The sequence below is a fragment of the Micromonospora sp. U21 genome, from assembly GCF_018070045.1.
Lineage (GTDB): Bacteria > Actinomycetota > Actinomycetes > Mycobacteriales > Micromonosporaceae > Micromonospora.
Window position 1 is genome coordinate 92,969 of sequence record NZ_JAGPYK010000015.1, and the last position, 20,041, is coordinate 113,009.

At 68.8% G+C, this 20,041-nt stretch carries 18 protein-coding genes and 1 pseudogene; 6 read left to right on the forward strand and 13 right to left on the reverse strand.

Annotated features, from left to right (window positions below; translation table 11 throughout):
- Positions 1-71: 71 nt before the first annotated feature.
- Entirely contained in the window at positions 72-335 is a 264-nt protein-coding gene (locus tag KBX63_RS20330) for a cell division protein CrgA (RefSeq protein ID WP_210912976.1), read from the reverse strand.
- A 221-nt stretch (positions 336-556) separates the two neighbouring features.
- Between KBX63_RS20330 and KBX63_RS20335 the strand changes: the two genes are divergently transcribed.
- The 4 genes from KBX63_RS20335 to KBX63_RS20350 are packed head-to-tail and all read left to right on the forward strand — an operon-like array spanning position 557 to position 3,971.
- Complete coding sequence (locus KBX63_RS20335; RefSeq protein ID WP_210912978.1) at positions 557-1,363, forward strand: DUF881 domain-containing protein; 807 nt, start codon at positions 557-559, stop codon at positions 1,361-1,363.
- Positions 1,360-3,030: a class E sortase gene (locus KBX63_RS20340; RefSeq protein ID WP_210912979.1), complete on the forward strand. Its 1,671-nt coding sequence runs from the start codon at positions 1,360-1,362 to the stop codon at positions 3,028-3,030. Before KBX63_RS20335 ends, KBX63_RS20340 begins: the two co-directional genes overlap by 4 nt.
- Before the next feature lie 3 nt (positions 3,031-3,033).
- On the forward strand, positions 3,034-3,318 hold the full coding sequence (locus KBX63_RS20345; RefSeq protein ID WP_210912981.1) for a hypothetical protein: 285 nt from the start codon (positions 3,034-3,036) through the stop codon (positions 3,316-3,318).
- A 2-nt stretch (positions 3,319-3,320) separates the two neighbouring features.
- Entirely contained in the window at positions 3,321-3,971 is a 651-nt protein-coding gene (locus tag KBX63_RS20350) for an aminodeoxychorismate/anthranilate synthase component II (protein WP_210912983.1), read from the forward strand.
- A 20-nt stretch (positions 3,972-3,991) separates the two neighbouring features.
- On the opposite strand, the gene KBX63_RS20355 is transcribed toward KBX63_RS20350, so the two are convergent.
- Positions 3,992-4,336 carry a hypothetical protein gene (locus KBX63_RS20355; RefSeq protein WP_210912984.1) on the reverse strand — a complete coding sequence of 115 codons (345 nt, stop codon included), beginning with the start codon at positions 4,334-4,336 and terminating at the stop codon, positions 3,992-3,994.
- A gap of 403 nt (positions 4,337-4,739) precedes the next feature.
- Here KBX63_RS20355 and KBX63_RS20360 point away from each other — a divergent pair, with 403 nt between their 5' ends.
- The gene (locus KBX63_RS20360) at positions 4,740-6,875 is read left to right on the forward strand and encodes a glycoside hydrolase domain-containing protein (protein ID WP_210912987.1); all 2,136 of its coding nucleotides are present in this window, start codon (positions 4,740-4,742) and stop codon (positions 6,873-6,875) included.
- Between the two features lie 12 nt (positions 6,876-6,887).
- Positions 6,888-7,550: a hypothetical protein gene (locus KBX63_RS20365; RefSeq protein WP_210912988.1), complete on the forward strand. Its 663-nt coding sequence runs from the start codon at positions 6,888-6,890 to the stop codon at positions 7,548-7,550.
- A 202-nt stretch (positions 7,551-7,752) separates the two neighbouring features.
- Here the strand turns inward: KBX63_RS20365 and KBX63_RS20370 are convergent, their stop codons facing one another.
- From KBX63_RS20370 to KBX63_RS20415, 11 genes and pseudogenes are all read right to left on the reverse strand, one after another.
- Positions 7,753-8,985, reverse strand: coding sequence for an ABC transporter permease (locus KBX63_RS20370; protein WP_210912990.1), 1,233 nt, complete (start codon positions 8,983-8,985; stop codon positions 7,753-7,755).
- On the reverse strand, positions 8,982-9,665 hold the full coding sequence (locus tag KBX63_RS20375) for an ABC transporter ATP-binding protein (RefSeq protein ID WP_307871773.1): 684 nt from the start codon (positions 9,663-9,665) through the stop codon (positions 8,982-8,984). Before KBX63_RS20375 ends, KBX63_RS20370 begins: the two co-directional genes overlap by 4 nt.
- On the reverse strand, positions 9,662-10,843 hold the full coding sequence (locus tag KBX63_RS20380) for a peptidoglycan-binding domain-containing protein (protein WP_210912992.1): 1,182 nt from the start codon (positions 10,841-10,843) through the stop codon (positions 9,662-9,664). Before KBX63_RS20380 ends, KBX63_RS20375 begins: the two co-directional genes overlap by 4 nt.
- Before the next feature lie 86 nt (positions 10,844-10,929).
- The gene (locus KBX63_RS20385; RefSeq protein WP_210912994.1) at positions 10,930-11,868 is read right to left on the reverse strand and encodes a hypothetical protein; all 939 of its coding nucleotides are present in this window, start codon (positions 11,866-11,868) and stop codon (positions 10,930-10,932) included.
- 186 nt (positions 11,869-12,054) lie between these two features.
- Positions 12,055-12,447, reverse strand: a complete 393-nt coding sequence (locus KBX63_RS20390) for a hypothetical protein (RefSeq protein ID WP_210912996.1) — start codon at positions 12,445-12,447, stop codon at positions 12,055-12,057.
- A gap of 286 nt (positions 12,448-12,733) precedes the next feature.
- Positions 12,734-12,962: pseudogene (locus KBX63_RS36770) on the reverse strand (serine/threonine-protein kinase); the annotation flags it as partial.
- 125 nt (positions 12,963-13,087) lie between these two features.
- On the reverse strand, positions 13,088-13,792 hold the full coding sequence (locus KBX63_RS20395) for an ElyC/SanA/YdcF family protein (RefSeq protein WP_307871774.1): 705 nt from the start codon (positions 13,790-13,792) through the stop codon (positions 13,088-13,090).
- Between the two features lie 31 nt (positions 13,793-13,823).
- Positions 13,824-15,650, reverse strand: coding sequence for a Stk1 family PASTA domain-containing Ser/Thr kinase (gene pknB / locus KBX63_RS20400; RefSeq protein ID WP_210913000.1), 1,827 nt, complete (start codon positions 15,648-15,650; stop codon positions 13,824-13,826).
- Positions 15,647-17,029 carry a serine/threonine-protein kinase gene (locus KBX63_RS20405; RefSeq protein WP_210913002.1) on the reverse strand — a complete coding sequence of 461 codons (1,383 nt, stop codon included), beginning with the start codon at positions 17,027-17,029 and terminating at the stop codon, positions 15,647-15,649. Before KBX63_RS20405 ends, pknB begins: the two co-directional genes overlap by 4 nt.
- 1 nt (position 17,030) lies before the next feature.
- Positions 17,031-18,536: a penicillin-binding protein 2 gene (locus KBX63_RS20410; RefSeq protein ID WP_210913003.1), complete on the reverse strand. Its 1,506-nt coding sequence runs from the start codon at positions 18,534-18,536 to the stop codon at positions 17,031-17,033.
- A complete protein-coding gene (locus tag KBX63_RS20415) occupies positions 18,533-20,023 on the reverse strand; it encodes an FtsW/RodA/SpoVE family cell cycle protein (RefSeq protein WP_210913006.1) in 1,491 nt (496 codons plus the stop codon). The genes KBX63_RS20410 and KBX63_RS20415 overlap by 4 nt, the downstream gene beginning before the upstream one ends.
- Positions 20,024-20,041: the final 18 nt, after the last annotated feature.

The following is a 20,041-nucleotide window of genomic DNA, read 5'->3' on the forward strand; positions in this document are numbered from 1 at the left end:
GGTCCTGCCGGGCAGGGGCTCCGTGGGGTGACGTGGATCCTCCGGCGTGGCGACCCGCCGGCCGGGCCGGCTCAGCGCCAGCGGGAGAGCAGTGCCAGTGAGGCGACCATCGCGCCGAAGCCCACCGCGAGGTTCCAGTAACCCCACGCCATGACCGGGTACTGCTGCTCGGAGAGGTAGTAGACCACCAGCCAACCGATGCCTGCGACGATCAATGCCACCGCGGTGATCGGAAGCCACACCGGGCTAGGCTTGCGCGACGATGGCGCCGTCGTCGGACGGACGTCCGTCGGCGGGGTGTACACCTTCTTCTTGCGGACCTGAGACTTGGGCACGACGCTCTCCAGAGGGGTGACGACCTCGTCCGGCCTGACAACCGGGCGCGGGGGCGACGGTCCATGGCCAATAATGTTCAAAAGCTAGCGTAGTCCGGAACGCCCGCCCGGACCACGAATGGGGTCAGGCCGGTGCGCGGAGTGACCGAAAAAGGCGGGACTGTTCCCATCACCGGCCGAGCCGGGACGGACCGATCCCCGAAACGCGGAAGGAACGCTCGGTGGAGTACACATCCGGCGCCGCCTCCTGGCAGAAGGTCCTTCGACGGGCCGGTGCCGGGCTGCTGCCCCGGCGACCGCGTCAACGCCGACCAGGCTGGTCGATCGGGGTGCCCCTGATCGCCGCCGCAGCGGGGCTGCTCTTCACCACCACCGCGACCACCGCCGGCGGCACCGCCCTGCGAGAGGACCGCCGGCCCCAGCTCAACCAGCTCATCGAGGACCGCCGCGAGCAGGTTGCGGCGAGCGAGCGCCGGGCCGCCACACTACGCGGCGAGGTCGAGCAGCGGACCGACGCGCTGGCCCACTCGGACAGCCCGATCAAGGCCCAGCAGGACCGCGCCCAGGGCAGCCTCCAGGCCGCCGGGTTCACGGCACTGGCCGGCGCCGGGGTGACGGTGGAGCTGAACGACGCGCCGCCACGACGCAGCGACCAGACCCCCACGGACGCCAGCAACGACGACCTGGTGGTGCACCAGGGTGACGTGCAGGCGGTGGTCAACGCTCTCTGGGCCGGAGGGGCGGAGGCCATGTCAATCATGAACGTCCGCGTGCTGGCGACCAGCGCGGTACGCTGCGTCGGTAACACCCTGCTGCTGCACGGGCGGGTGTACTCCCCACCGTTCAAGATCGTAGCAATCGGCGATCCCGCTGCCCTCCAGCAGGCCCTCGCCAGCTCTGAGGGAGTCCGGTTGTTCAAGGACGCAGTCGACGATTACCAGCTCGGGTACGAGGAGACCGTCTCCGCGGTGACAGTCCCGGCATTCGAGGACTCGACCGCCCTGCGCTCGGCGACGGTGCCCAGGTGAGCGGCCCGGACGACCGGCGCGACGGACGACACCGGGACCAGGCCGACGAACCCACAGCGTTCCTGCCGAAGGTCGACCGGCCCGAGCCCAGGGCGGACCGGCCGGGCCTGGCCGGCAACTGGCCCGATCCGGTGCTGCCCACCCGGCCCCGGGCGGCGCGCCCACCGGCCGCACCCGAGCCTCCGGTCGCCGGGCCTCCCCAGGGCGACCGGTCGACCACCCCGCCGGCCGGCCGCGCCGGCCACCTTCCGCGCACCGACCGGCCGGCCCCGCCGAGCGCCGGCCGACCCGACCCGCCGCAGAGTCCGGGCTACCCGGGCACCGGCGCGCCTCCGCCCTGGCCTGGGGCCGCGCACGGGTTGGGCCCGCAGGGCGAGCCCGGTCGTCCCCCCGCTGCCATCCCCGGTCGACCGACCGCCGACCCCGACCAGGGACCGGCCCGGCCGGCCGGACCCGGCAACGCCTCCATCCGGCCGCCGGCGCCGCCCAGCGCCCCGTCCGTCCGCCCGCCGGTGAGCGGCGGCACGCCGGGACGGCCTGGCACCACCCCGACCAACCCGGGTACGCCCGGTGGAACGCCGACCCGGCCGGCCACTCCGGGTCCTTCGACGCGGCCGACGACTCCCAGCACCCCGACCGCTGCCGGTGTGGAAGCGCCCACCGCGTTCATCCCCAAGGTCGGCGCCGGGCCCACCCGGGCCACCGGCTCCCCGGCCGCTCCAGCCGGGCCGGACCGCGCCGCCGACCCGGGCGCGACGGCGCTGATTCCGGCCGTGCCCGCCGGGCCGTCGTCCCGGCCACCGGCCATGGACTCGACGGCGCTGATGGGTGCCGTCCCCCGCACGGCGACCACCGACGAACCGGCCGGTGCCGGCGACGGTCCCGCCGAGCCACCGCGGCCCCGACGCGGCGAGCGGATGGTGCAACTGCGGCCACACCATACCGGCGAGGGCTACAGGAGCGTCTACTCGGAGCTGACCCGCCCCTCGCTCGCCTCCCGGCTGCGCACCGGCATCCGGGTCAGCGGCGAGGTCCTGATCACCTTCGGCCTGGTGGTGCTGCTCTTCGCGGGCTACGAGGTCTGGGGCAAGTCGGCCATCGTCGACGCCCACCAGAACGACCTCAGCCAGCAACTCGCCCAGGCGTGGGGCCCGACCGACGACCCCACGGTCGCCCCGTCGGCCACCCCGAGCGTCAAACCGTCGCCGCCGGTGCGCGGCAAGCCGATCGCCGGCCTCCACATCCCCAAGCTCGACAAGAACTGGGTGGTGGTCGAGGGCGTCACCCAGGCCGACATCCGGTACGCCCCGGGCCACTACCCGACCAGCGCGCTGCCCGGACAGGTCGGCAACTTCTCCGTCGCCGGCCACCGCAACCGGGCCACCTTCTGGCGGCTGGACGAGCTGGACGACGGCGACGCGATCGTGGTCGAGGGCAAGACCGACTGGTACGTCTACCGGGTGTCGCAGTCCCGGATCGTCAAGCCGACGCAGGTCGAGGTGGTGGCGCCGGTCCCCGGTGAACCGGACAAGAAGCCGACCAAGCGGATGCTCACCCTGACCACCTGCAACCCGAAGTTCGACAACTACCAGCGCCTGATCATCCACGCCGAGCTGGACCGGACCCAACCCAAGTCGGCGGGCCGCCCGACGGAGCTGGGAGGCTGACCGATGTACGCGTTCATCTGGCGCAAACTACCGTTCGGCCTGGCCGGCAAGCTGACCGGTTCGGTGCTGCTCGTTGCCGCCGCGGTGGCGCTGCTCTGGTACGTGGCCTTCCCGTGGGCCGAGCCGCTGCTGCCCTTCGACGACGTGCAGGTCACCCAGGACTCCGGCGTACCCGGGGCCCCGGGTGGCGGGGACGCGGTGACCGGGGAGACCCCGGCCGGCGACGAGCACGACCTGCCCTACGACACCGACCGGAACAACTCCGCGCCGCCCTCCCCGGACAGGTGACCATGCGCGTCCTGGTGATCGACAACTACGACTCGTTCGTCTTCAACCTGGTGCAGTACCTCGGCCAGCTCGGGGTGGACTGCGAGGTCCGCCGCAACGACGAGATCGACGTCGCCGAGGTGGGCAGGGTGGGCGCGGCCGGCGTCCTGCTCTCGCCGGGGCCGGGCAGTCCCGACCGCGCCGGCATCTGCCTGGACGTCATCCGGGAGTACGCGGGCCAGCTGCCGATCTTCGGTGTCTGCCTCGGCCACCAGGCGATCGGCGAGGCGTTCGGGGCGACCGTCACCCGCGCACCCGAGCTGCTGCACGGCAAGACCTCCGAGGTGCGGCACCACTCGGTCGGTGTGCTCGCCGGTCTGCCCGACCCGTTCACCGCCACCCGCTATCACTCACTGGCCGTGCTGCCCGAGACGCTCCCCGACGAGCTGGAGGTCACCGGCTGGACGGGCTCCGGCGTGGTGATGGCGATGCGGCACCGTACGCTGCCGATCGAGGGTGTGCAGTTCCACCCGGAGTCGGTGCTCACCGAGGGCGGCCACCTGATGCTCGCCAACTGGCTGGCCGGCTGCGGCCACCCGGAGGCGCTGGAGCGGGCCCCGGAGCTGGCCGCGGAGGTCGACGCCCGCCGCCGCGCCGCCTTCGCCACCGCCTGAACCGGCGTGCCCCTACCGGCTCAGGACTCCTTAACACTTCTCCGACGGGTACCCGCACCGAGGAGTGTGGCGGCGAGGACTGTCAGCGAGACGACGCCGAGGGCTTGGCCGAGCCGGTCGGTGCGCTTGGAGTTGCACGTCCGGTACGCCTTTTCCCAGTAGTTCCCGTCCGACGGCCCTGTCCAGTAATCCAGATCCATGCTCAACGCGTTCCCGCAGGACTTCTGCTCGTGATCTCCTGGCCCGAGGATGTGGATCGGAAGGGTCAGGAGGAGCACCACCACGACAGTCCCGACCCATACGACTCGGGGCGCTGTCACCCAGGTGCGAAGTCTCGAACCGTCTCGCTCGGTCCTGGTGCTCATCGAGGAAATGATAGAGCGCTGGTCACCGCCGCACAAACGCGCGGGATCGCCCATCGGGGGCCGACGATGCCTCGGAACCGTAGACCTCTCAGACCTCGGGCACCCTGTCGTACGTCCCACCGCCCTCTGCGGTCAGAATTCCTCAGGCTCGGATCACCTCACGTGAATGCCATGGAATGTCCGATCTGTCGCCCCCCGCCGTCGTAGATCCTGTACTAACATTCCCTTGTCGCGCCGAAGACAATTCACTTTCGGCCAACCCTTGCGTGAGCATTGGGTTGGCATTCTGCCGATCAACAGGCCGGCACCACCTGCGGATCTGCAACTGATGACCCACGCGTGCGACTGGTTCCGTCGCCTCCCCTGCCCCTACTGACTCGATTCTTGGGTGAAACGAGGAGCAATGCCGATTACCATCAACAGTCGTGCCACCTGGGCCCCCTATGTACCCGCGGATAAACGCGACCATGCAATCTACGGGCCCATACCGAGCAGCAATCCTGAATGGAACCCGGTCGGCGGGGTGTTCATCCACTATCGCGGAGGCGGTGGTGAGGAGAACGACTACCCGACGGAAGAAGACTGCCGCCGCGATGTGGCCGCGGTATACGACATGCACACCAGCAATGACGACTTCGAGGGAGACATCGGATACAACTTCCTCATCTGCAAGCACGGCAACATCTACGAAGGCCGGGGTTACGAGCGCGGCGAGGCGAACGCTCCGGGATACATCAACGGACTGGGCCGCAACGCGGGATTCTACTCGATCTGCGCCCTGATGCGGTTGAACCACACTCCGAGCGAACCCATGCTGCAGGCGTACCGGGCGCTCATCAAACACCTTCGCGAGGAGGCCCCCAGGAGGACCGGCCTCCAGATCTACCCGCACTCCTTCGGATACGACACCCAGTGCCCCGGCCACCTCCACATGTACGCAAAGCCGGGATCAACCATCGACCCGGCGGCACCCTGGATCGGCGCTGGCGACGTCCACGTGTACGCGGCTCAGAAATGGGTCAACGCCACGTACGCGAGTGCTCCGGGATACATCTCGTGCCCGGAGAACGGGAAGACCGGATGGTCCACGGTGCTCTCCCTGACCCAGGCGCTCCAGCATGAGCTTGGCATTTCCCCGACGGTCCAGAGCTTCGGACCCGGCACGTTCGAGGCTGTCAAGCAGCGCAACACCCTGCCCGGCAACGAGCCGAAGCCGAACCTGGTCCGCATCTACAACAGCGCCCTGTTCTGCAAGGGATACTGGGCCTCCACGAACTACTTCCTCTGGAACACCGCCTCACAATCCTCACTCGAGCAGCTCTACCGGGACGCCGGCCTGACGTACAACCAGGCGGGGATGTGGCCGCACATCGTCAAGGCGCTGATGCGGATGGACCAATTCCAGTTGGTACCGGGTGGTGACATCAATATCCAGAACGTGCAGAAAAGGCTCAACTCACGCTACGTCGCCGGAGTCCGCATTCCCGCGATGGGCCTGGTTCCCTGCGACGGCATCTACTCCCGGGATGTCCAGCAGGGCTTCATGATGGCGGTCCAGTACGAGATCGGCATCGCGCTCAACTCCATCAACGGATACTTCGGTCCCGGCACCCAGTCCGGCCTCAGAGGAAGGGGCTCGGGAACGCTCACCGGCGACCTGAGATATCTGTTCCGCTCGGCCTGCTACTTCAATTCGCCGACCATGCTGCCGGGCAACCCCCAGGTGCCGCTGATGTACCGCCCGGAGGATATCGGCACCGACACGCTGACCAGCACCCACCTGAGTTGGGTGCAGGCGTTCCAGCGCTTCTCGCAGATTCCCGTGACAGGGCACAACGACTACACGACGTGGGCTCAACTACTCGTCTCCAGCGGTGACACGGATCGGCCCGCCACCGGCTGCGACTGCATCACCGAGATCACCGCCACCCGCGCGGCCGCACTCAAGGCCGCCGGTTACCGGATCGTCGGGCGCTACCTCGACGAGCATCTGCCGCCCACGGACCCGTACTACCTCGGCAAGGCGCTGAAGCCCGGCGAGCCGCAGACGATTCTCAACGCGGGAATGAGGTTCTTCCCGATCTTCCAGTACAACGGCCGGGAGTTGTTCAACTTCACGTACGAGAAGGGGTTCGACCAGGCTTGGATCGCCTATCAGAAGTCGCTCGAACACCGGATCCCGGCCGGTACCTGCATCTACTTCGCCGTCGACTACGACGCGATGGACTCGGAGATCGACAGCAACATCAAACCGTACTTCGAGGGCGTCAAGACGCTGTTGACTAATCACGGCAACCCGTACACCTTTGGTGTCTACGGGTCCCGCAACGTGTGCAGCCGCATCTCGCACGAGGTCGGCGCCCGCTGGTCCCTGGTCTCCGGCATGTCCTGGGGCTTCTCCGGCAACCTGGGTTACCCCCTGCCAGCGAACTGGTCGTTCAATCAGATCAAGGAGTACATGTTCCAGTCGAACTGGGGACTGGACCACAACGTTTGGCGCGATGGTAGTGACCCCGGCGTGTCCGCCCTCAGCGACTAGTTAGGAATCCACATGGTAACCAGACGCAGTCTCCTCGGGGCCGCCGCCGGCACCGGCGTCCTCGCTCTCGCGCCCAGCCTGCCGGCCAACGCCGCGGGCAAAGGCCCCGCGCGCTGGACACGTGGAGTGTCCGCCAATGGTTGGAAGATCGACCCTGCCGCCATCACGACCTACCGGGTCGAGGGATCGAACGCCACGGTTGCACTGCGACAGGGCCGTGCCGCTGCGGTGTTGCTGCACGTCGCCCGCCGCTGGCACTACGAGATCGCCCCACTGGACACCGGTGAAGGCGGAGGAATCACGGGGCACACCACGCGGCGCGCGGTCCTGGCGGAATTCGAGTCGAACTACCTGTCCGGCACCGCCATCGCCCTGCACCCGACCGCCTACCCGGTCGCCGGCAGCGAGCGGCTGTGGCCGCACCACGAGGCGATCGTGCGGGACATCCTCGCCGACTGTGAGGGCACGGTCGTGTGGGGCGGTGACCTAACCCCGATTAAGACCTCGCACTTCGAAATCGTCACCCGGCCGGGCGACAAGGTCCTGGCCAGCGTCGCCGCCCGATTCGATATCAGCGGGCAGACCAAGTTCCGGATGCAGACCGCTGGTGTGGTCGCCGACCCGGCGACGCCGGCGCGCCGCGAAAAGGCGCGGAGGCTTCCCCGCCCGCGCTGACCCGGGTACCGCCGACCAGGGCGATGAGGCACTCCGGGCCACGCCGCGACAGCAAGGACGGGCTCCTTCCCTCAGGGAGGAGCCCGTCCTTCTCGTTCGGCGCACGCCCCGGTCACCTGCCGCGCGCCTCCACCGGAACCGTGTACGTCGACTCGACCTGTCCGTGCGGGCGTCACCGGCATCGGGGCTGACCACCCACCGGCTACCGTTGCAGCGCCGCCACCGGCTCGATCCGCATCGCCTTCAACGCAGGAATCAGCCCAGCGATCAGGCCCGCGGCGGCACCGACCGCCGTTGCGAGCACGGCTTGCTTCAGATCTATCACCGGTTGCCACCCGTTCCACAACGAGGCACCTACCGTGACGGTGGCCCCCAGGAAGGCACCCGCCAGGCCGCCCGCCAAGCCGAGAACCGTGGTCTCGCCCAAGAGCTGCGCGAACACATGCACGGGCCGCGCGCCCACCGCACGGCGCAGGCCGATCTCGGACGTTCGCGCGGCGATACTTGCGCTCGCCGCATTTCCGATCGAGACGGTACCGATCGCGAGGGCGACGATGCTCAGCAGAAGACTCAACTTGGTGACGTTTCCTTCGACGCTACGACGCAGCGTCATCGGGTCCGGTGGCGCGATCGCCCGCAATGACTCCGGGCTCTGGGGATGGAGCGCGAGCGGTGCCTGCCGCCCTATGTACTGGGCGGCACCGGGCGCAGTCTCGATGAGCACCTCGCGATCCACTTGGTCGGCACTGATGCCGAAGGAAAGTTCCTCCGCTACGCGGAACGGAACGAGAAGCGAGATCATCGCCTCCGGGCTGCGCTCAACTTCATCGAAGATCCCGATCACGCTGTACGCCTGATCATCGACGAAGACCGCGACCCCGGTACGCTGCACTCCCAACTTGTCGGCAATGGTCTTGGGCAGCAGGGCGACTTTCGCCGCGGTCTCCTCGTGGAACTGGTCCGGCAGGCGCCCGGTGGTGAGTCTTGGCTGGATGACCTTCAGCGCCTCCGGGTCAGCCCCGACGATTCGCGCAGAGGCGGTATCACCACCGAGCGCTGCCGTGCGCTGGACCCGCCGCTCGAAGAGCGAGACTCGTGCGCCGGCGGCCTGGACACCGTTGAGTGAGCGAAGCACCCCGAGTTTCTCGGATTCCTGCCACTCACGCGAGACCTGCGCGTCCTCGGCGCGTACGACAACCTCGGTCGCCCGGTAGACGTCGAACTCCGCGGACACTTGTCGCCCAAGCGTCGAGCTGAGTCCGAGGGTCGACACGAACGCGGCTGCTCCGAGCACGGTGCCGAGCGCCGTCACGAGCGACCTGCCGGGGTTGCCCGCGATCGAGATCCACGATTCTCGGATCAGGTCGACCCCGCGGAGCTTGGCAACGCGCACTCCGAGCGCCTCGAGAACCCGGGCGTTGTTCCGGCGCCTCACCTCTGCTCCTCCCGCACCCGGCCGTCGGTCACCGAGAGTCGACGCGTGCCTACCGAAGCGACATGGGCGTCGTGCGTGACGACCACGACCGTCAGGCCATCCCGGTGCAGTTCCTGAAGGACGTCGAGCACGTTTGCCGTGTTCTGACTGTCCAAATTCCCGGTTGGCTCGTCGCAGAACAGCACGGACGGTCTGGTCGCGATGGCACGGGCGATTGCGATCCGTTGCCGCTCACCACCCGACATCTGACGCGGGTCAGCGTGCATGCGATGCGACAGTCCGATTCGCTCCAAAGCCTCCGCAGCGACGTCCCGCCGCCTCCGCGCCCGGTGCGGGCCGTAGAGCATGCCGAGTTCCACATTCTCCAGCGCGCTTCGCCGAAGCACGAGATGGTAGGACTGGAATACAAATCCGAACTTCTGGCCGCGAACCGCACCTCTCACCTTCTCGCCGGCCGCCGCTATGTCAATCCCACCGAATTGGTAAGACCCGGCGGTCGGACGGTCCAGCAATCCGAGGATGTTGAGCAGGGTCGACTTACCGGATCCCGACGCCCCTGTTATCGTGACGTAATCACCTGCGAATATATCGAGGTCAGTTGGTCGCAGGGCATGGATCGGGTGGCCATCGTCATAAACTCGCTCGACGTCTTTGAGTTGCAGACAAGCCGTGGCACTCACGGATGAACGGTTCTGTCGAAGCCCACGACGACATGAACGTCGGGCTGCAGACGGCCAGATGGCGCGCTCTCCAGGATCTCCACCCAGCCTCCGGCGGTCCTTCCCACCTTGACCGCGATGTCCGGCCCGGCCTTGCCACTCTCCGCTAACGTGACGAACGTGTCTCCGTCCGGCTTTGAGAACACCGCCGTCACCGGCACCGCCAATACCAACTTGGCCTCGTCGGAGTTGGTGAGGGTGATTCTCAACGACCGGTTCGGGGCATTCAGCGGTGAACCGGCGAAACTAAGCCGGATCGGGAAGCCGGAATTCCCATCAGCGTCGGTCACGGGCTCCTGACCGATCGCTACCACGGTCACCTTCCGGGTCTCGCCCGTCAGATCGTCGTACGCCTCGCCTGACTGCCCTTCGACGACAGAGCCTAGCTGAGTCTTGGTGGCGATAGCCGTGATCCCACTCGCCGCGCCGTCCAACTCGAAGAGGACGTCATCCGACTGACTGAGCCGTGTACCCACCTTGACTGCGACTTTCGTTACCTTGTGGTTGTCGCGGGCGAGGACGACCACGGACGACTTGGGCAGCATGACGCCTGGCTGCGGCGCCGAAACCGTGTCCGGGGCGGCAGCCGCCACCCCCTCGGACTGGCTCGGTTCCGCTCCCGTCTCCGCTCCCGTCTCCGCTCCCGTCTCGGCGCGCGGCGCCGTATAGCCACGATCGCTGTAGAACCCGGTGAGAGCCTTCTGGGTCCGTGCATCGAAAACTCCCGCCACCCCGGACCGGTAACCCAAGCGCCGTAAGGAGGTCTGCATCTCCCGCACATCCGGGCCTTTCATGCCCGGCGTGATGTCCCGATAAGACGGAAAGCGCCACACCATCGCGAACACCGGTGAGCCGGAAAGTTCCAGAAGGACTTGGCCGACCTTGATCCTCTGTCCCTTCTTGGCATGGACCGCGGTCACAACGCTTGAGTCACCGGCCGCGCCCGGCGGCGGCAGGACCTTGACGCTGGCACCGACGACGACCTTGCCCCTGACGATTGCGGGTTCGGTGACAGCGCGACGTTCAGCGGCTGCCGTCACCAGTGACGGTGACGGCGGTAGAGCTTCGGCCGCCGCCTGCTCCGGCGACCGGAGACCTGGCGCTACCACGATCGTGGCCAGCACCAGGAGCACCGTCATCGTGGAGACGGCAGTCAGAACGGGCCAGAGGCGGCGGAACCGCCTAGGCGAGGAAGGCGCAGGTTGACTGGGCATATCACGGTCCGTCACTGATTCACTAGCTCCGTGGCCCGCCGAGCCGCCTGTTCGATTTTCGGATTCATCTCGGCGAACCTGGCTTCGTACCGCCCGACGATCGCCCGCTGGATCTCGGTGCTCTTCTCGTCGAACGCCTGCCGGACGCCCACCTCTTGGGAGCATCGGAACATCGCGACTGCGAGGTCGGACTCCTGCTGACTCGGAATGTAGCGCTGGGCCGGCCACGGCGGACTCACCTCGACCGTTCCGGGGACGCGCTTCGGCTTCCAGTTGAGGGGATTGTCGCCGCCCTCGTAGCGCCCGGGAGGCAGGCCAAAAGAAGTGAGGTCGTCTTCCTTGACGTAACCTTGCCGGTCGAACTTGAATTTCTTATCCTCCAGGCAATCGGCGATCTTTGCCCGCTGCGGTTCGAGAAGCTCGTTAATCTCGGCCCGATAGGCCTCGTACACGTCATTACCTAGCATTGCGTAGGAGTTGACGGTCTCCTGGGCGCCGCCGAGGGCCTTCGATGCCTCTTTCAAGCACCGCTCGTTGACCGCATCGAAGTTTTTGTCCGAACTCACCACCGAGGTCGGGGTAGGGGGCCTGTCCTCGCGAAACCCGGACCGGCGGGCCTGCTCCTCAGTCATGGGTCCCAGGCCGTCGTAGTCGGCGGCCAAATAGTAGAACGGGTTGTACGGCTTCTCCAGTGCGCCTTGCAACACCTGTGGATAGCCCCGGGACGCCACACACTTGTCGGTGAGTTTGATGCGCGCCCAGTCGATCAGTCCAAGCTCTTCACCGAGAAAGAGATCGAAGGGACGTTTCGCACCCGCGAGCATCGACGACTGATCCGCCTCCGACTCGGATCCACCCCCGCCACAAGCCCCTGTCACCGCGATCACCGCGAGCCCGAGCGCCCCACTCGTCAACCAGCGTCCCACACCGCGCCACTTCACCAAGGTCATCCTCGTTTCGCTTCTCTCCAGCGCATTTCTCATGGCAGATGCGGATGGTTTGTCACAGGGTTCCCCCCGCAGACAAACCATCCGCATCCAAAGATGTGCGGGCGCCCTCCGGTTACGCGCCCTCCGCCGCGCATATCCGCACTTGGTTCGAAGGCCCGAAGTGACGGCCCGTCATCTCAGCTGTTACTAGAGCTGAGAGCTGCAGCGCTTGTGTTCGTTGTTCACGTCATTCCACGTACCCGAACTGGTGTGCGACGCCGACCTTTGGCTCAACGCCTGGGAACCGCCACCGGTGGGCAGCCAGAGCGAGTGGTCGAAGCCGGTCCGATAGTCGTAGAGGTAGATGCCGCAGCGGGTGTCGCGGACCCAGACCCACGAAGCCTCGTCCATGAGTGGGTACCCGGTGTGGAAGTCCAGGTCAGTGTGGATGGCGTTGTACCAGAAGTGCTTCCGGCCACCCTCGTGCCACTCGTGCTGCGAGAAGCAGATCTCGCCGGAGTTGCAATCGAGGGAGCCATCACCGACATCCGCAGCCTGGGCAGCAGCGGCCGGGGCAAGAACGAAGGCTGCAGCAGCCATCACTCCCGCCAGCATAAGCGAAACGCGTTTCACCGTTGTTCCTTTCATGGACGGTTAGGACATGCGACGACTGCGGCGCGTTAGCTGGTGACGCAATCATCCATGAGTCCACGAAGGATAGTTGATCGAGCTAAACCTCGCTGCCCCGCTCGACTCGGGGAAAGGTGGCCCTGCGATCTACAACCATCAGCGGCCACGTGGAAGGACCACCTCTACCGAGATAGGTGCTGGTCATGACGTGGTGCGGGCGTTCCCACCGACTCCGACCGCTCCAGCGCCCGGATCGCCTCCGCCGGGCTCGACCCAGCACCGCGAGTACGCCGACCGCGGCGAAGGTGGCGATCAGTCACGAAGACGCATTGCGCCGGCGTGGGTCGCCACCCCGGCCGGGATCCGACGGGTCTGCGACCCTCCTGCACCGGCCGGGTACCCCCTGCCTGGGTCAGCTGGGTCGTCTGGTCCTCCCGCAGGACCGGCGTGGCCAGCAGCGGCCGGCCGGGGGCCGCGCGGACCAGGTGGCCCGCATGCTGCACGGCAAGATCTGCCCGACCCGTTCACTGCCACCCGCTACCACTCACTGGCCGTACTGGCCCGAGACCCCGGTCGGGAGAGCCGGCCTTCGTGGTCACCGGCGCCGAGGTCAGCCCCGCAACGCGTCCTGAACCGCCGGATCCACGGGCGAGCTGACCGCGGGCGGCCGGCCCAGGGCTGCGTCCCAGGCCGCCTTGCCACTGGCGAAGTAGTCCCGGATCGACTTCTCGACCAGCAGGGCGGGGCCGCAACCGGTGCAGCGGGCATTGACTCCGTCGACGTCGAGGCCGAGGTGTCGGCACAGCGTCACGGCCCGGGACAGGTGGTAGGACTGGGTCACGATCAGGGCCCGCTCGACCCCGTACACCTCGCGCGCACGGACGCAGCTGTCGTAGGTGTCCAGGCCGAACGGGTCGGCCACCACGCGACGCGGATCGACACCCAGCTCGGTCAGGTACGACGTCATCACCGCCGGCTCGTCACCCGACGTGCCACCCCCGTCGCCCGACACGAGGACCACCCGGGCCCGCCCACTGTTCACCAACTCGGCGGCGGTCTCCAGGCGGCCGGCCAGCCGGTCACCCGGTTGACGTCGATCTGCCGCCACGGCGGTGCCGAGGACGATCACGACGTCGGCGGCCGGCGCGTCGGCCTCGTCGTGCACGTGGCCGCGCGCGGCGATGGTCGTCCACAGCCAGGGAAGACTGACGAGGAGCAGCGCGGCCAGCCCCAGGGCGGCGGCCCGGGTCAGACGCCGCCGCCACCGCTTCTCGCGGCCCGGACGATCGGTCGCCGAGGCTCCGGCAGCGGTCACGCCGACGGTCCCCGGAACCGAGCCATCGGGTCTACTCCTCGTTGAGCCGGGTCGGTGGCGACGGGAACGGCCAACCGGAACCGCCGCCATTGCCGTCACCGGGGGTCGGCGTGACGGTCGGCGTCGGGGTCGGGGTCGCTGGCGGACTCGGAGTCTCATCCACCGGCTCGGGCTGGGAGACGACGATCGTCACCGTCTTCCCCTGGGCCAACGGCGTGCCCGGCCTGGGGCTCTGATCGGTCACCTTGCCAGCCTCCGCCGCCGGCACAAGCTCGCCGAGGTCGACGTTGACCTTGTAACCCGCCCGCTTCAACTCCTCCTCGGCCGCCTTCTGCGAGGAACCACGAACGTCCGGCACGCCACGGATGTTGCCCTTGGAGTAGGTGACCGTCACCTCGGTGCCCTCGGCCACCCGGCTCCCGGAGGTCGGCGTCACCTCCAGGACGATGCCCTCGCTCTCGTCGTCGTCGACCGGCTTGGGCTTGACCTTCAAGCCCAGGCCCTCGAGCCGAGCCTTGACCGAGTCGTACTTCGAGCCGACGAGGTCGGCCGGGATTGGCACCTCGGGCTTGCCACCACACACCTGGATGGTCACCGTGCCGTTCTCCCCCAGCTCCGTCCCGGCCTCCGGAATCTGCGTGACGACGGTGTCTTTCTCGCAGGTGGCGTTCAGCACCTGCTCGCCCGCCTGCGGCTGGAAGCCGGCGTTGCGGATCTCGGCGAAGGCGGCGTCCTGGGTCTTGCCGGTGAGGGTGGGGACCGACTTCAGGTCCTCGTCCTTCTGCTGGCTCCAGATCAGGGCGGCGACCAGGGCGATCACCGCCAGCACGCCGACCGCGCTGAAGGTCGCGATCAGCCAGGAGGACGCCTTGCGCTGGCGCGGATCGCCGACCCGGGCCGGGATCTGGCGGGTCTGCGGCCCACCGGCGGCGGGCGGATAGCCGCCCCCGCCACCGGCCGGGGCCATCGCCACGGTCTCCGCCTCGCGCATCACCGGAGTGGCCAGCACGGGACGGCCAGCGGCGGCGCGGAGCAGGTCGGCGCGCATCTCGCCGGCGCTCTGGTAGCGGTTGAGCGGGTTCTTGGACAGCGCCTTGAGCACGATCGCGTCGACCGCGGGGTTGACGTCCGGGTTGATGTCGCTCGGCGTCGGCGGCGTCTCCCGCACGTGCTGGTACGCGACGCTGACCGGGCTGTCCCCGACGAACGGCGGGTGCCCGCAGACCAGTTCGAAGAGCACACAGCCGGCGGCGTACACGTCGGAGCGGGCGTCCACGGCCTCACCGCGCGCCTGCTCCGGGGAGAGGTACTGGGCCGTGCCGATCACCGCGCTGGTCTGCGTCATGGTGGTCGCGCCGCTGGCCAGCGCCCGGGCGATGCCGAAGTCCATCACCTTGACCTGGCCGGTCTGGGTGAGCATGACGTTGCCCGGCTTGATGTCCCGGTGGATGATGCCGTGCCGGTGGCTGAACTCCAGCGCCGCGCACATGTCGGCGCAGATCTCCAGCGCCCGGCGGGGCTGCAACCGGCCCTCGGCGCCGAGCACCTCCTTCAGCGTCCGCCCGTTGACGAACTCCATGACGATGAACGGCAGCGTCTCACCGGTCGGCGCGGTCTCCTCGCCGGTGTCGTAGACCGCCACGATCGCCGGGTGGTTGAGCGAAGCGGCGTTCTGCGCCTCCCGACGGAACCGCATCTGGAACGTCGCGTCCCGGGCGAGGTCGGTGCGGAGCATCTTGATCGCGACGTCCCGACCGAGCCGGAGGTCGCGACCGCGGTGCACCTCGGCCATGCCGCCGTAGCCGAGCAGCTCGCCGACCTGGTACCTGCCACCGAGCAGGCGGGCCTGCGCTGTCATCGCGTCTGTCGTCCTTCGCTCGTCGTCGTCCCGCCGTCGTCCGGCTGGAGTCGTACCCCAAGACGGTACGACGTCCGGGTCGCATCGTCGCGTCCGTCGAGCCGCAGCACGCCGGACGTCACGGTGTGCGGAGCCAGCGCACCGGGTTCACCGGCTTGCGACCGCTTCCGCAGGTTGTAGGAAATCACGCCGGAGCAGAGCAGGACCAGTACGGCCAGCAGGATGGCGAGGAGCACCATTCCGGGCCGGGACCGGCGGGGATCGGATGTCGGCAGTGCCGGACCGGCCTGCCGGGCGTACGCCGGCTGGTGCTCCTGCCGAATCGGCGCCGCCGGCACCGCCGCGGCGCCCCGCGGATAACCGGCGGGAGCGACGGGCGGGCGCGCGTGCGGGACCGCCGGCGCGACGGCGGTCGGCCGCTGTCCGGCGACCGGCGGGCGGTGCGGGGCGCCCGGCGGGCGAAGCTGCTGCGCGGACGGCACCTGGGCCCGGCCGGGTGCGGCGGGCGAGGCCGGCGCCGCGGAGACCGGCCCGGGGTGGCCACCGGCCCTGGCCTGCTGGGAGAGCGCGGCCTTGAGCTGGCGGGCGACCCCGGCGAGGGCGGCGGCGCTGGGCCAGCGGGCGGCCGGGTCCTTGGCCAACGCCCGTTCCACCACCGCGCGGACCTGCGGCGGGATGTCCGCCGGCAACGGTCGGGGGGTCTCCCGGACGTGCCGCATGGCGATGTCGAGCGGGTTGTCGCCCTCGAACGGTCGCCGGCCGGCCAGGCACTGGTAGGCGACCACGCCGAGGGCGTAGACGTCGGACGCCGCGGTGGCCACGCCGCCGGTGGCCTGCTCGGGCGAGATGTATGAGGCGGTGCCGAGCACCGAGCCGGCGGCGGTGAGCTGACCGACCATGTCGGAGCGGGCGATACCGAAGTCGGTCAGCACCAGCGTGCCGTTCGGCCGGACCAGCAGGTTGCCCGGCTTCACGTCACGGTGCACGATGCCCTTCTCGTGCGCGGCGTGCAACGCGTCCGCGGCCTGCGCGACCAGTGCCATCGTCCGGGCCGGAGTGAGCCGGCCGACCCGGCTCAGCGTGGACGACAGGGCGTCGCCCTCGACGTACTCCATGACCAGGAAGGCGATCTGCTGGTCGTTGCCGAAGTCGTAGACGTCCACCACACCGGGGTGGTTGATGGTGGCCATGGTGCGGGCCTCGCCGCGGAACCGCTCGGCGAAGTCCGGGTCGTCGAGCAGCGCCGGGAGCAGGCTCTTCACCGCGACCGTCCGGCCGAGCACCTGGTCGGTGCAACGCCAGACGTCGCCCATGCCGCCGCTGGCGATCCGCTCGTCGAGACGGTAGCGGTTGCCGAGCTGGACGCCGGGGCTGAGCATGTCAGCGGCCCCCTGGATCGGCGATGGCGGCCCGCATGATCTGACCGCCGATCCGGGCCGCCTCGGCGCTGCCGCGGCTGCCGGCCTCCTCCAGTACGACGCAGACCGCGGAGACCGGGGTGCCGTTCTTGTCCAGGGCGAAGCCGATGAACCAGCCGTGGTCGGGCCGGTCCGGGGCGGACTGCGCGGTGCCTGTCTTGCCGCCGACCGTGTAGCCGCTGATCGCCGCGTTCTCGCCGGTGCCCTTCTTGACCACGCTGACCATCATCTCGCGCAGGTCGCCGGCGACCTGACCGTTGACCGGCTGGCGCAGCTCCCGCGGCTTCGCGGTGTAGTAGCTGGTGGTCCGGTCCGGTGCGAGTAGCTGCCGCACCAGGTACGGCCGCATCTGACTGCCGCCGTTGGCGACCGCCCCGGCGATCATGGCCCCCTCCAGCGGGGTCATCCGGACGTTGTTCTGGCCGATCGAGGACTGGGCCAGCGCGGCCGGGTCGGTGCTGCCGTCCGGGTTCTGCATGTCCCCGGTCCGGCTGGCCGCCGTGCGCAGACCGTCCTCGCCGAGCTGACCGACGGTGAGATCGTCCTGCTCGAAGCCGAACTGCCGTGCCTTCTCCTTGATGGTGTCGGCGCCGAGCCGCACCCCGAGCTTGGCGAAGCCGGTGTTGCACGAGTAGGTCACCGCGTCCAGCAGGGTGACCTGATCGTTCGGGCAGATCGACGGGCTGGCGTTACGGATCGGGCTGCCCGAGGTGGGCGGGGTGTAACTGGGTCCGGCCGGGATCGCGGTGGACTTGGTGATCCCGTTCTCCAGCGCGGCCGCGGCCACCACGACCTTGAAGGTGGAGCCCGGCGGCAGCGTCTCGGAGAGCGCCCGGTTCTTCAGTGGGCCGTCCGGGTCCTGCTCCAGCTTGTTGTACGCCGCCGCCTCCTCGGTGCCGTTGTGGCTGGCCAGCGGGTTCGGATCGAAGCTGGGCATGGAGACCAGCGCCTGCACCGCGCCGGTACGCGGGTCGATGGCGATCGCCGCACCCTTCTTCGCCCCCACCTGGTTGTTGCGCAACTGGTCGTACGCCACGTCCTGAGCCCGCTTCGAGAGCGTGAGCAGCACGTTGCCGCCACCGGTGTCGTCGCCGGTGAACATGTCCTTCAACCGGTCGCCGATCAACTGGTCGCTGGTGCCGGCCAGGAAGTCGTTCTCCACCTCCTCGATGCCCTGGTCCGCCAGGTTGACCGGCTTGTAGCCGAGCACGTGGGCGTACTTGGGGCCACCTGGATAGGTGCGCTGGAACTTCAGCTTGCCGGTGGTCTCCTTGCTGGTGGCCACTGCCGTGCCACCGGCCTCGATGTTGCCGCGCTTGCGCTTGTAGTCGGCAACCTGGACCCGGCCGTTGTAGTCGCTGGTGCGGTACTCGTCGGCCTTCTGGAACTGAATCCAGTTGAGGTTCGCGAAGAGCAGGCCGAACAGGACCATGACGACGACGCCGACGCGGCGCAGGGGTGCGTTCACGGCTTGATCACCTCCGTGGGAGCACCGTGCAGCTGCTCCGGCGGGCCGCCGGTGGGTCGGGCCGCCTTGCCGCCGCCCCCGATGACCGGTCGCCGGGCTCCGTCGGACACCCGGAGCAGCACCGCGATGAGCAGCCAGTTCGCCATCAGGGACGAGCCACCGGCGGACAGGAACGGGGTGGTCTGACCGGTCAGCGGGATGAGCTTGCTGATCCCGCCGACGATCACGAAGACCTGCAGGCCGAGGGTGAAGGCGAGACCACCGGCGAGGAGCTTGCCGAACGAGTCGCGCACCGCGAGCGCGGCACGCAGCCCCCGCTCCACGATCAGCAGGTAGACGACGAGCAGCGCGGAGAGCCCGAAGAGGCCGATCTCCTCCCCGATGCCGGCGAAGATGAAGTCGTTCTGCACCTCCGGCAGGATGTCCGGCTGACCGCCGCCCGGCCCGGCGCCGAAGAGCCCGCCGGTGCCCAGGGCGAGCAACCCCTGGACCAACTGGTAGCCCTTGTCGGTCGGGTCGGCGAACGGGTCCAGCCAGATCTCGGCCCGCAGGTAGAAGTTGGCGAACGGCCCACCGACCATCTCGCCGAGGACGTAGGCGAGGTACGCGCCGCCGAAGAAGAGGACCAGGCCGATCAGCAGCCAACTGACCCGCTCGGTGGCGATGTACAGCGTCACCACGAACATGCCGAAGTAGAGCAGCGAGGTGCCCAGGTCCTTCTCGAAGACCAGCACCAGGAGGCTGATCAGCCAGACCCCGACGACCGGGCCCAGGTCGCGCCCACGCGGGAAGTCGATGCCGAGGAAGCGCCGGCTCGCCAGCGACAGCACCTCACGCTTGCGCACCAGGTAGTAGGCGAAGAAGACCAGCAGTGCCAGCTTGGCGAACTCACCCGGCTGGATGGAGAACGAGCCGATCCGGATCCACAGCTTGGCGCCGTTGATCTCGGAGATGCTGCTCGGCAGCACCGCCGGGAGCATCACCAGCACGATGCCGGCCAGGCCCAGGGTGTACGCGTACCGGGAGACCGAACGGTGGTCGCGCATGATGGCGAGCAGACCGGCGGCGAGGATCACCGAGACGAGCGTCCAGGCCAGCTGCCGCCCGCCGATGCCGGCGAAGATGGCCAGGGTCTCCCGGTCGGCCACGGGAGCCTCGCCCAGGTCGATCCGGCGCAGGAAACCCACCCCGAGGCCGTTGAGCAGCGCCACCGCCGGCAACAGGGCCGGGTCGGCGAACGGGGCGAGGAACCGGATGACCAGATGCAGGCCGAGGAAGACCGCGCCGAGCGCCGCGGCGGGCATCCAGAAGTCCGGTGTCACCGTGTCCAGCAGGTTCGCCTCGACGGTCGCCCCGTACGCGGCCACCAGCACCATCGCGAGCAGCAGCAGGGACAGCTCGGCGTTACGGCGCGACCGGGCCAGGCGTACGCCGGACGGCCCGCCCGTGGTGGCGGGCGAGGGTGCCGGTGTGGCCGCTACGGTCACGGGTGGAGTCCTCGGGAT

Bases quoted from the DNA above. Each gene is read 5' to 3' on its own strand.
- pknB (WP_210913000.1), bottom strand. From the start codon at position 15,650: ATGACAGCGCAGGCCCGCCTGCTCGGTGGCAGGTACCAGGTCGGCGAG.
- KBX63_RS20385 (WP_210912994.1), bottom strand. From the start codon at position 11,868: ATGACCTTGGTGAAGTGGCGCGGTGTGGGACGCTGGTTGACGAGTGGG.
- KBX63_RS20390 (WP_210912996.1), bottom strand. From the start codon at position 12,447: ATGGCTGCTGCAGCCTTCGTTCTTGCCCCGGCCGCTGCTGCCCAGGCT.
- KBX63_RS20405 (WP_210913002.1), bottom strand. From the start codon at position 17,029: ATGCTCAGCCCCGGCGTCCAGCTCGGCAACCGCTACCGTCTCGACGAG.
- KBX63_RS20365 (WP_210912988.1), top strand. From the start codon at position 6,888: ATGGTAACCAGACGCAGTCTCCTCGGGGCCGCCGCCGGCACCGGCGTC.
- KBX63_RS20350 (WP_210912983.1), top strand. From the start codon at position 3,321: ATGCGCGTCCTGGTGATCGACAACTACGACTCGTTCGTCTTCAACCTG.
- KBX63_RS20355 (WP_210912984.1), bottom strand. From the start codon at position 4,336: ATGAGCACCAGGACCGAGCGAGACGGTTCGAGACTTCGCACCTGGGTG.
- KBX63_RS20380 (WP_210912992.1), bottom strand. From the start codon at position 10,843: ATGACGGTGCTCCTGGTGCTGGCCACGATCGTGGTAGCGCCAGGTCTC.
- KBX63_RS20360 (WP_210912987.1), top strand. From the start codon at position 4,740: ATGCCGATTACCATCAACAGTCGTGCCACCTGGGCCCCCTATGTACCC.
- KBX63_RS20345 (WP_210912981.1), top strand. From the start codon at position 3,034: ATGTACGCGTTCATCTGGCGCAAACTACCGTTCGGCCTGGCCGGCAAG.